This is a genomic window from Rhizobium sp. YIM 134829 (genome assembly GCF_046546455.1).
In genome coordinates this window covers 313,620-323,762 of record NZ_JBKHKI010000005.1, presented here as the reverse complement: position 1 = coordinate 323,762, position 10,143 = coordinate 313,620, and the positions used below count along the sequence as shown (strand labels likewise).

General features: G+C 60.9%; 9 protein-coding genes. 4 read left to right on the top strand and 5 right to left on the bottom strand.

Annotation, left to right across the window (positions count from 1 at the left end; genetic code table 11):
• A partial coding sequence (locus ACLE20_RS11930; protein ID WP_410940504.1) for an MCP four helix bundle domain-containing protein occupies positions 1-912 on the bottom strand: 912 nt, incomplete at its 3' end.
• 811 nt (positions 913-1,723) lie between these two features.
• On the opposite strand from ACLE20_RS11930, the gene ACLE20_RS11925 reads away from it, so the two are divergent.
• From ACLE20_RS11925 to ACLE20_RS11910, 4 genes are all read left to right on the top strand, one after another.
• Positions 1,724-2,668 (top strand): ABC transporter ATP-binding protein, encoded by a 945-nt coding sequence (locus tag ACLE20_RS11925; RefSeq protein ID WP_410940503.1) that lies wholly within the window; start codon positions 1,724-1,726, stop codon positions 2,666-2,668.
• Positions 2,665-3,870 carry an ABC transporter permease gene (locus ACLE20_RS11920; protein ID WP_410940502.1) on the top strand — a complete coding sequence of 402 codons (1,206 nt, stop codon included), beginning with the start codon at positions 2,665-2,667 and terminating at the stop codon, positions 3,868-3,870. Before ACLE20_RS11925 ends, ACLE20_RS11920 begins: the two co-directional genes overlap by 4 nt.
• 102 nt (positions 3,871-3,972) lie before the next feature.
• Positions 3,973-4,746, top strand: a complete 774-nt coding sequence (locus tag ACLE20_RS11915) for a fatty acid desaturase (RefSeq protein ID WP_410940501.1) — start codon at positions 3,973-3,975, stop codon at positions 4,744-4,746.
• Between the two features lie 8 nt (positions 4,747-4,754).
• Positions 4,755-5,267, top strand: a complete 513-nt coding sequence (locus tag ACLE20_RS11910) for a sterol desaturase family protein (protein WP_410940500.1) — start codon at positions 4,755-4,757, stop codon at positions 5,265-5,267.
• Here the strand turns inward: ACLE20_RS11910 and ACLE20_RS11905 are convergent, their stop codons facing one another.
• The 4 genes from ACLE20_RS11905 to fni are packed head-to-tail and all read right to left on the bottom strand — an operon-like array spanning position 5,268 to position 9,974.
• A complete protein-coding gene (locus tag ACLE20_RS11905; RefSeq protein ID WP_410940499.1) occupies positions 5,268-6,191 on the bottom strand; it encodes a phytoene/squalene synthase family protein in 924 nt (307 codons plus the stop codon).
• Entirely contained in the window at positions 6,188-7,681 is a 1,494-nt protein-coding gene (locus tag ACLE20_RS11900; protein WP_410940498.1) for a phytoene desaturase, read from the bottom strand. Before ACLE20_RS11900 ends, ACLE20_RS11905 begins: the two co-directional genes overlap by 4 nt.
• On the bottom strand, positions 7,678-8,946 hold the full coding sequence (crtY, locus tag ACLE20_RS11895; RefSeq protein WP_410940497.1) for a lycopene beta-cyclase CrtY: 1,269 nt from the start codon (positions 8,944-8,946) through the stop codon (positions 7,678-7,680). Before crtY ends, ACLE20_RS11900 begins: the two co-directional genes overlap by 4 nt.
• On the bottom strand, positions 8,943-9,974 hold the full coding sequence (gene fni, locus ACLE20_RS11890; RefSeq protein ID WP_410940496.1) for a type 2 isopentenyl-diphosphate Delta-isomerase: 1,032 nt from the start codon (positions 9,972-9,974) through the stop codon (positions 8,943-8,945). The genes crtY and fni overlap by 4 nt, the downstream gene beginning before the upstream one ends.
• Positions 9,975-10,143 lie beyond the last annotated feature (169 nt).

Genomic DNA, 10,143 nt, shown 5'->3' with positions numbered 1-10,143 from the left:
CAGCCCGCTTGCCAGACCCGTGGTCGCTTCGGCCATGGCCTGCGCCCGGCGGCGATCCTCTTCCTCGCGGGCCAGGCGTTCCTGATCCGACAGGCTGCGCTGACGCTCGGCTTCGGATTCCATCTCGATCTTGGTCAGCGCGTTCTGTCGGAAGACCTCGACGGCTTCCGCCATCTTGCCGATCTCGTCGGCGCGGCCGGAGAAGGGGATGATGCTCTGAACATCGCCGCTAGCCAAGCCGTTCATCGAGCCAGTGATGCGCGTAATCGGGCGGCCAATCTGCGACAGCGCAAACCAGACGGCGCCGCAAATGATGAGAAATACGAATGCTGTCACAACTGACGCAATCATTACTGTCGTTTTATAAGCGTCCTGTGCCGAGGCATAAGCTTCAGCTGATCCCCTCTTCACGAAAGCCACCAGCCCATCGGTGTTGGCTTTGACTGCATCAGCGCGCTTGACAAGTTTTTCGCGCAAGATGGCGTTAGCTTCTTGCGATTGCCCAGCTTTGGACAGAGCCAGCACCTCTTTGCCGGCCTCCACGTAATCATGAGCGCCCATCTTGATATTGTCGAGGTAGCGAGACTCCTCTGCCGTCGCTGGAGTGGCCAGATACCTGGCAATATCCTCATCGATAGTCGCAATCGCCTCGGCAATTGAAGCCTCTGCGGCTGCCTTTCCTTCAGCGTCATCCCGGAGAATATGGCTTCGATACGCAATCCGCAGGTCGGCGACGCGCGCTTCGAGATCCTTAGCAATCTCAACGCTCGGCATCCAATCTCCGGCAATTGAATCGAGGTTTTGATCCAGCGTGTTCATGCTCGTCAGCGCGAGTGCAGCGAAGCCGGAAAACGACACAGCCAGAAGGGTGAAGGTGCACGCGAGTGCGACTTTGATGGTTGGGCGTCTCATGGGATCTCCGCTTCTGGGTTCACTCGCCGCGACCAAAAGTGGCAGTGATCAGTTGCGAGTGTCGGACGCCGCTACCTACAGAAGCGTAAAGGCCCTTCTAGCCAGAATTAGCGATGCGCTGCGCCTATTGTGTCATTTTGGTTGGATTTTTCGCCGATCTATTGACTGGAATAATTGCATTGGCATTTTAGCGTACGCTCCGAGTTTACCTCGAACCCAGCCCTGAGCGGTTGCTGAAGCTAAATTTGCCCTTCCAGGGCCAGCTTTCTGTTCGAGTTGCTGAGCAGAGATGGCCAGGTCACCCTTGCCGAACAGGACGTGGGTTGGACCCGCAGCCGTGTTTGTCTCCAGCGCATTACGAAAGGCTTTGCTAAGGGGATCGCGAGTTGCTCGCGCTGGAACCTTGCAGAGAAGGTGCAGGGCCATATTGCCCCCCACACGTAATGACCGGTGCCGTTAGAACTCAGCGGAACAAGAGTGTAAAGCAATTATCAGGTTCCAACTGTCAGCCATGATTGCCGATTGTCAGTATGCAATTCACTGAAGCCAACAGTCGTAGCAATGTACTGCTCTCGGGACTTTTCGATCGGGAGCATCGCCTCCGCTCGCTTGATCGCCATCTTTTGACCAGTGCTCTCGGTAATTTTCTGTTGGCTCGGGCGGGTCGTGTTGCAAACAGGCGTGATCCGTGGAATGTCTCCCGGTCAGTGCATCCTCACTTTGATCTCCGCTCAAAACCGTTCGGCAGCAGCCTTTAGAGGCGTGACATGGACGGCTGAAGGCGAGTTCAGACAGGAATTGGTACCCGGACTTGATCGCAAGCCCTGCCGCTCTCGACGTGCGTGATTTACGCGTTGCCTATGGCCGCAACGAGGTTATCCGTCGCGTTAGTCTGACCATTGGGCAAGGCGAGATATTCGGGCTGCTGGGGCGAAACGGGGTCGGCAAGACGACGCTGGTTCGTGCGATCTGCGGACGCCTAGACCCCATCAGCGGTGCCGTAAACATCGCTGGGCGGTCTGGCCGTCGTGCCCGCGAGCGCATCGGCCTGGTGCCACAGGAAATCGCGCTCTACACACACCTGACCGTTCGAGAAAATCTGCTTCTTTTCGGACGCCTTTCAGGACTCGGTGCGGACGACACCATCGCATCGGTGGATGAGATCGCAATGGCGACCGGGTTACGGCCGCGCCTGGCCGATCGGATTGCGACGCTGTCGGGCGGCTGGAAGCGACGCGTTAATCTAGCCGCTGCCCTCCTGCATAGACCGGCCTTGCTGATCCTCGACGAACCGATGGCCGGCATTGACCTCGACGCGCGCCTGACGTTGGAGGCGATGATCCAGACCCTTCAGCGCTCCGGCCTGGGTATCCTGCTGATCACCCATGATCTGCCGCAGGCCGAAGCGCTGTGCAGCCGAGTCGGCTTCCTCCAAAATGGCGCTATTGGACTGCAAGGTCGGCCAGAGGCGCTGCTGGATAGCGCCTTTGGACAAAAATACGAGATGATGGTGGAGTTCCGCGACATGGTCCCGAACGAGCATCGGCAGGCCCTTGAACGAATGGGCTTCCGGCGGATCCGTGACGAGAGGCTCTGGTCCATCATTGCTGACGACCCGTCGACCACTCTCCCGACCGAGCTTCGCAACGCCGGCATCTCGCCTACCGAAATGCGCTTTCGCAAGCCCGGGCTCGATACGCTCTTTCGTGGACTATCCGATCCGTCGCTGCCTCAGATGAATGGAGTGGCCCCATGATCCTAGCCATCGTGCGCGTCATGCTCTTGGGGCTGCTGCGCGACCGCGGTGCGGTGCTGCTCGCCTTCGTCCTGCCGCCGATGATCTTCCTAATCTTTGCATCGATCTTTTCGGGGGCGAGCCGGGATCGGTTGCCGCTCAAACTGGTGGTCGTCCGCCTGGACGGCGCGGCGATCACCATCCGGCTGGACCAGACGCTGCGGAGGGAACCCTCGTTGCAAGTGCTGGGAGACGAAGGCCTGCGGCGGGAAGACGCGGCACGCCTCATTCGCCAGGGTATCGTCGATGTCGGCCTGATCATCGGTCGCAGGGATCAAGCGAATGGCGATCCCGAGATGACCGTTCTCGTCGACCCGTCGAAGCCGATGGCCGGCGCTTTGCTCTTAGGCCAGATCCAGGAAATGGTCGCGCGCCACCTGCCGGATCTGATCCTGACACGAACGGCAGCCTCGTTCGAAACGATCGTCGGCCCGCTGACATCTGATCAACAAGCGCGCCTTGCAACCGCGGCGACCGCGCTGTCGAAGGAACCGCCAGGCGGACGGCCCCTCGGGTCACCGCTGATCGACGTGCGGACGGTGGACGGGCCGACCGGGCTCAATGCCACCATCACCTATTATTCCGGCGCGGTCGCCATTCTCTTCCTGCTCCTTTCCTCCATGCAAAGCGCGGCCACGCTCATCGAAGAGCGCTCGGCGGGCATCCTGGACCGCATTGCAGTCGGGCCTGGCGGCACGGATGTGGTCGTACTCGGCAAGTTTCTCTTCCTGACTCTCCAGGGGATGCTGCAGGTCGGCTTGATTTTCACGGTCGCCGCCCTGATCTACAAGGTTGACGTCACCGCGAGCCTCGGGCTCTGGATGCTGATCACCTTTGCGGCTGCCGCTGCGGCCGCTGGCTTGGCGCTTGTGGTGGCTGCGGTATGCACAACGCGGTATCAGGCGCAGACGGTTTCGACCTTCCTCGTGTTGGTCTGTTCGGCAATCGGCGGGTCCATGGTTCCGCGCTTCATGATGCCCGAATGGGCGCAGAGCCTTGGCCGCTTTACCCCGAATGCGTGGGCGATCGAGGCCTATTATGGCGCTGTCGGACGCGCCGAGGGGTTGCCGGATGTGTTTCCTGAGATAGTTCGGCTGATAGCACTGGCAGTGGTCGGGACGATGCTTTCGCTGATCATCTCTCGGATGCGGCTGCGCTTTTAGCATTTGATCGCTCGCGAGAAGCCCGAACCTTTCGGGCTCCTCATCATCCAGACCGCAGCGGACGTTCCGCTCCGTCCGGGACCGAGTAGAGAGGACACGTCAATGACGGCACGCGCGACCGACACGCGGCTTGGCGAAGATGACATGCTGACCGGGCTGACTTTGGCAGCGGCCATCGTCCTTGCCTGGTCCAGTCTTCATGTAGCAGCAATCTTCTTCATCGACTGGCATGGCCGGACACTGATGCTGGCGCCGTTCGTCGTTCTCCTGCAATGCTGGCTCAGTGTTGGCCTCTTCATCATCGCCCACGACACCATGCATGGCACGCTGGCGCCGGGGCATCCGCGTCTCAACCGCGCAATCGGGCGAGCCTGCGTGTTCATCTATGCCGGTTTTTCCTACCAGAAACTCTACACCAATCATCATGCCCACCACCGCCATGCCGGCACGGCCGACGATCCAGATTTCGACGTCGGGCATCCCTCCAGCTTCTGGCCCTGGTATCTGCGGTTCTTCCGCTACTATTTCGGCTGGCGCGAGTTCGGCATCCTCACCATCGCTGTCGTCGCCTATCTGATCATCCTGCGGGAGCGTTTCCCCACCATGCTGATCTTCTGGGCGCTGCCCGCCATCCTTTCCTCTCTGCAGCTCTTCTACTTCGGGACCTACCGTCCCCACCGCATCGATACCGAACCTTTCGCTGATCGGCACCGTGCGCGCAGCAACGATTTTGCACCCTGGCTATCCCTGCTAACCTGCTTTCATTTCGGCTATCATCATGAGCATCACGACGCCCCTTGGGTGCCGTGGTGGAAGCTGCCTCGGCATCGCCGGGCCCCCGGCGTCGTCCACGCTGAACTGAGATCGCAAGAATGACCCTGTTGATGACTTATCTTGTTCCTCTCGCGCTGGTCGTTTTCACCGTCGTTTTCATGGAGTGGTTTGCGGCCTGGTCGCACGAGCACATCATGCATGGCTGGGGCTGGCGCTGGCACAAGTCGCATCATGAGCCGCATGATGACACTCTGGAGAAGAACGATCTCTATGCAGTGGTCTTCGCGCTCTTCGCCATCGGCCTCTTCTGGATCGGCTCGGCCTGGTTCTGGCCGATCTGGTGGATCGCCGTCGGCATCTCGATCTATGGCCTTCTTTATTTCTTCATGCATGACGGGCTGGTTCACCAGCGCTGGCCGTTCCGCTACGTGCCGCGCAAGGGCTACCTCAAGCGCGTCTATCAGGCACATCGTCTGCATCATGCCGTGGAAGGTCGCGATGGCTGCGTGTCCTTCGGCTTCGTCTACGCCGAACCGGTCGATAGCCTGGTTAAGAAGCTGCAGAAGAACCGGCGCCAGCCGATCGACCCGCCGGTCGAGCCCGAGCAGCACCTGCCGCACTAGTCAGGGACGCTGCCACAGGTCGGTCCGCGGCCGGCCGCGTCCGGACACGCGACTGACGGCGACATCGCCGAGCGCTTGGGCGAGCAAGGCGGCCTTCTCGACCGCTGTCGTCGAAACCCGCCTCTCCCAAGCACGCGGACCCTTGGCGCGCAGTTTGCTGCCGATTTCCCGATAGACGCGACGAGCCGCTGCGATCGCCCAAGCCGAACGAGGCGGAAGGGCCGCAAGCCCGTGATAGGCCGAATAATAATAGCCCTCGGCCAAATCGAGCAGATCGAGCGCTGCGGCATGGAGCGCCGGTCGCTGCGTCGGATCCTCCGCATTCACCCTGGCGATGCCATGGCGGACGAGCAGTTCGGACGGCAGATAGACACGCCCGACGCGCGCATCGTCGATAATGTCTCGGGCTATATTGGTGAGTTGGAAGGCAAGGCCGAGATCGCAAGCACGATCGAGCGTCCTCTCGTCCCTGACCCCCATGATCATGGCCATCATCACGCCGACCACACCGGCCACATGATAGCAATAGTCCAGCGTATCATCGACGGTGTCGTAGCGACGGTTGATCACGTCCATCTCGAAGCCTTTGAGAAGCTCTTCGGGATGGCGAGTCGGGATCCGATGGCGCTCTGCCACTCTCCGCAACGCCTCGAACACTGGCTGCGGATGTTGCGCTCCCGTCAGTGCTCGTCTCGTTTCGCTCCGCAGCGCTTCCAGTCGCTGCTGCTGACCAAGGCGAAAATCGGCCTGCTGCTCCTGTCCGCCAGTCTGCCCATCGATGACATCGTCGCAGTAGCGGCACCATGCATAGAGCATCACCGCATCGGTGCGCGTCTGGCGGTCGAACAGGCGGGCAGCGGCGGCGAAGCTTTGCGATCCTTGCGCGATCGACCCTTCGCTCATGGTGAGCACTGTGTCGCTCATCCCCGTGCGTCCTCAATCATCAGCTGCGCCGTGGCCTTGGCCGAGCCGACGACGCCGGGAATACCGGCGCCAGGATGCGTGCCGGCGCCGACGATATAGAGGTTGCTGATCTGGTCGTCGCGGTTGTGGGGACGGAACCAGGCGCTCTGTGTCAGGATCGGTTCGACGGAAAAGGCGGAACCCAGATGCGCGTTCAGCTCGTCCCGGAAATCGAAGGGCGTGAAATGCCGGACCGTGACGAGATCGTCGAGAAGGCCCGGCATGTAGCGATCCTGCAGGTAGCGCAGGATCCGATCTCGATAGCGCGGCCCTTCCACGGCCCAGTCGATCTCGGCAGTTCCGAGATGCGGCACCGGCGACAAGACGTAGTAGGCGCTGCTTCCAGCAGGGGCCAGACTGTCATCGGTTACCGATGGCGCGTGGAGATAGAGCGAGAAATCATCGGCAAGCTGCGCCGTTTCGAAAATATCGGCGATCAGATCGCGATAGCGGGGACCGAAGAGCACCATATGATGCTTAAGTTCAGGATGTGTGGTCTTAAGGCCGAAATAGATGACGAATAGCGACATGGAGAAGCTCTTCTTCTCAAGTGAGCGGCCATAGCTGCGACCGCGGGCCGTGTCGCGCAGCATGTGCTTGTAGGTATGCACCACATCAGCATTCGATGCGATCTGATCGAATTCGTGGCGGGTGCCATCCTTGAGGACGAGAGCATGAACCTGTCCCTCATCCGCCTCGATCTTGTCGATCTCGGCCTTGAGGTGGATGTGACCACCGAGATCCTCAAAGAGCCGGGCCATGCCCTGGATCAGCGCGCCTGTCCCGCCCTTTGCGAACCACACACCGCCATTGCGCTCCAGTGCGTGGATCAGCCCGTATATCGAAGACGTGCGAAAGGGGTTGCCGCCGACCAGGAGTGAGTGGAAGCTGAAGGCCTGTCGCAGCTGTTCGTCCTTGATGAACTGGCTTACCTTCGAATAGACGCTGCGATAGCTTTCCAGCCGGACCAGCTGCGGCGCGGCCTTGATCATCGAGGAAAACTGCAGGAACGGCACCGTCCCAAGTTTCTTATAGCCTTCACGATAGAGGTCTTGCGAATAGGCAAGGAAGCGACGATAGCCCTCGACATCGTCCGGCGATTTGGCGGCGATCTGGCGATCGATCTCCGTCTGGTCGTTGGCATAATCGAAGCGATAGCCATCCTCCCAGCACAATTGGTAGAAGGGAAAGACCGGCAGCAGCGTCACATAATCGGACAGTTTCCGACCGGAGAGCGCCCATAATTGCTCCAGGCAGTCCGGATCCGTGATGACCGTGGGGCCGGCGTCGAACTTGAAGCCGGCATCTTCATAGACATAGGCGCGCCCGCCGGGCTTGTCGCGCCGTTCGAACAGGGTGGTCGCGATGCCGGCACTCTGGAGGCGAATGGCCAGGGCCAGGCCACCGAACCCGGCGCCGATGACGGCGGCTGACTTGGTCTCGATACTCATGGTGATCCGTTTCCTAAGAGCGGGGCTTCGCGCAGACAGGCTAGAGCCCTCAGAAGGGGAACAGGCGGCTTACCCGTCAGAATTCGGGCGGCATCACGTGCTGTTGTGCGCCCGGCATAGAAGCGCTCGATCAGCGGCGTCGGCAGCCGATAGAACCGTTCCAGAACACGATGACGCTCAGCAGGTGGAGCCGCCAGAAACAGCATGCGGTTGAGGAGACGGTAGAAGCGTTGAGCGCGATGACGCTCAAGGGCGAAGGCTTCGATCACGCGCGAGAGCTCGGGGCTGGACGCCGGCCAGTGCTCGGCGACGAGCCTTGCCAGCCGGACGGCATCCGGCAGGCTGTAGCCTGTCGTTGGGTGGAACAGTGCCGCGCGCAGCCCCGCCTGCGGAATTCCGCATGGCACTTCCGACCAGAAGCGCTTGGCATCATGGGCGAGCGTGATCGGCAGCACGCCCTCCTCTCGGCGAAGAACCTGGCGAATGGCAAAGCCCTGCCCAGTCGCGTAGGCCTCGATATCTTGGCCGAGCGCTTGCTGGTCTAGATCCGGCCCATCGGCGTAGCGCGTGTCTTCGATTAGGAGCCGGCTCGTCGACAGCGGCAGGACATAGACAAAACGGTAACCATCCTTCTGGTCGACCGTTGCATCCATGATGATCGGATGGGCAACATCATGCGGTGCTGCAAGCTCCACCTCCAGGCCAAGAAACTTCTGAAAACCAAGGACCAAGCTGCTGCTCGGCCGGAAGCCGCGGCAGTCGATCACACAGGCCGCCTCGATCCGCTGGCCGTCGGAAAGCACCACATGGTCTTCCGCCAGATGAGCCGCGGCAGCGTGCGTCTTCAGCGTCACGGCATCCAGTCCGCAAACCGCGTGAAAGACCGAGTCCGACGTCAGCGAGGCATAGCCGGACGGCAGATAGCGTCGGTGAGCGCGGAAGCGAACCTCTTGACCAGACCAGCGATGCGCCACGAGCGGCGAGAGCCAGGCCTGCTCCTCCTCCGCCACATCAGCATCGTGGAACGACCAGGTGTGAACGCCGAAGGGGCGGCCGGTTCCCTCCAGGATAAGGATCCGCGTGTTTGGATGTCGCCGGGCAAGACAGCAGGCGATCAGCGCGCTAGAAAGACCCGCTCCGACGAGAACCAGAGGCGGTCGATCGCTGCCGGCTCTTTCGAAATGCTGCGCAGTCGGTCCTGCCGCGCCGGCGCGCTGCAAGGTTTCGGCCAGAGCCTCGTGTGGTGTGGGATCGGTGTCGGTCATCCCCAGACTGGAGCGGCCTCCAGCTTCGCCTCGCGCAGCTCTTTCAAGTTCGACGATCCTGTGCAGAAACAGGCGACCCGCAGCTGCGCCGCCATGATGTCGAAATGCTCGGCGATCTGTTCCGGCGACGTGATGGCCGAGGACAGCACGGATGCGGCCTGTCCGACGAGATCTGCTCCAAGCCGAATGGCCTTCGCCGCATCGACCCCATTCCGCACGCCGCCGGAACCGATGATGAAGAGATCCGGCATTGCGCGCCGCAGAGCCGCGATCGCGAAGGCGGTCGGCTGTCCCCAGTCACTGAAGGCTGAGGCAATAGCCGCTTCGGCGGGTGTCCGCGCCCGCTGCGCTTCGACGGAGGCCCAACTGGTTCCGCCTGCTCCGGCTACGTCGATGACAGCAACGCCAAGCTCCATCAGCACGGCCGCGACCGAGGGGGAGATTGAGGAACCGACCTCCTTGACGACCACGGGTACAGGCAGGGCTCGACAAAGCGCGCCGATCTTGCCTGCCAACCCGCGCCAGTCTCGATCCCCTTCCGGCTGCACCGCTTCTTGCAAGGGGTTGAGATGAATGATCAGCGCGTCTCCCTCGATCATCTCCACCGCGCGGCGGGCATGATCGATGCCGAACCCGGTATTTAGCTGGGCTGCACCGATATTGCCGAGGATAGGAACAGAGGGCGCAAGGCGTCGCAACTCGCGGCTCATGCCCCAATCGCTGCTGGTCTCAATCGCTACCCGCTGCGAGCCTATTGCAAAGGGGATCGACTGGGCCTCGCACGCGATAGCGATATTGTGATTGATCCGTTGAGCCTGCTCCGCTCCACCGGTCATCGAGCTTACCAGGAAGGGGAAAGCCACTCTCCGGCCAAGGAACTCCGTCGATAAATCAATAGCTTCCATATCGATTTCGGGAAGGGCGGCATGCTCGAAGCGGACTGCCGCGAAGCCTGATCCGATGCTCGAGGAGATGGCCTGGCCAGCCAGCACAATGTCTAGATGCTGTTTTTTTCGATCCGCGAGCATAGGGTCCTTTGATCCGAAAACCGGTGCTACACATACCTGAGGGAAGCCGGCAAGCCGGATCACGATCGAGATATAGGTTAGGCTTGCGGAACGTCCTTCATGTTAGATCAAATTTCTTCGCAGCATCACAATAAACTTAACGAGAGAGCGCAGACTCCGTGGCTAGAGA

Bases quoted from the DNA above. Each gene is read 5' to 3' on its own strand.
- ACLE20_RS11920 (WP_410940502.1), top strand. From the start codon at position 2,665: ATGATCCTAGCCATCGTGCGCGTCATGCTCTTGGGGCTGCTGCGCGAC.
- ACLE20_RS11915 (WP_410940501.1), top strand. From the start codon at position 3,973: ATGACGGCACGCGCGACCGACACGCGGCTTGGCGAAGATGACATGCTG.
- ACLE20_RS11910 (WP_410940500.1), top strand. From the start codon at position 4,755: ATGACTTATCTTGTTCCTCTCGCGCTGGTCGTTTTCACCGTCGTTTTC.
- ACLE20_RS11905 (WP_410940499.1), bottom strand. From the start codon at position 6,191: ATGAGCGACACAGTGCTCACCATGAGCGAAGGGTCGATCGCGCAAGGA.
- ACLE20_RS11900 (WP_410940498.1), bottom strand. From the start codon at position 7,681: ATGAGTATCGAGACCAAGTCAGCCGCCGTCATCGGCGCCGGGTTCGGT.
- crtY (WP_410940497.1), bottom strand. From the start codon at position 8,946: ATGACCGACACCGATCCCACACCACACGAGGCTCTGGCCGAAACCTTG.
- fni (WP_410940496.1), bottom strand. From the start codon at position 9,974: ATGCTCGCGGATCGAAAAAAACAGCATCTAGACATTGTGCTGGCTGGC.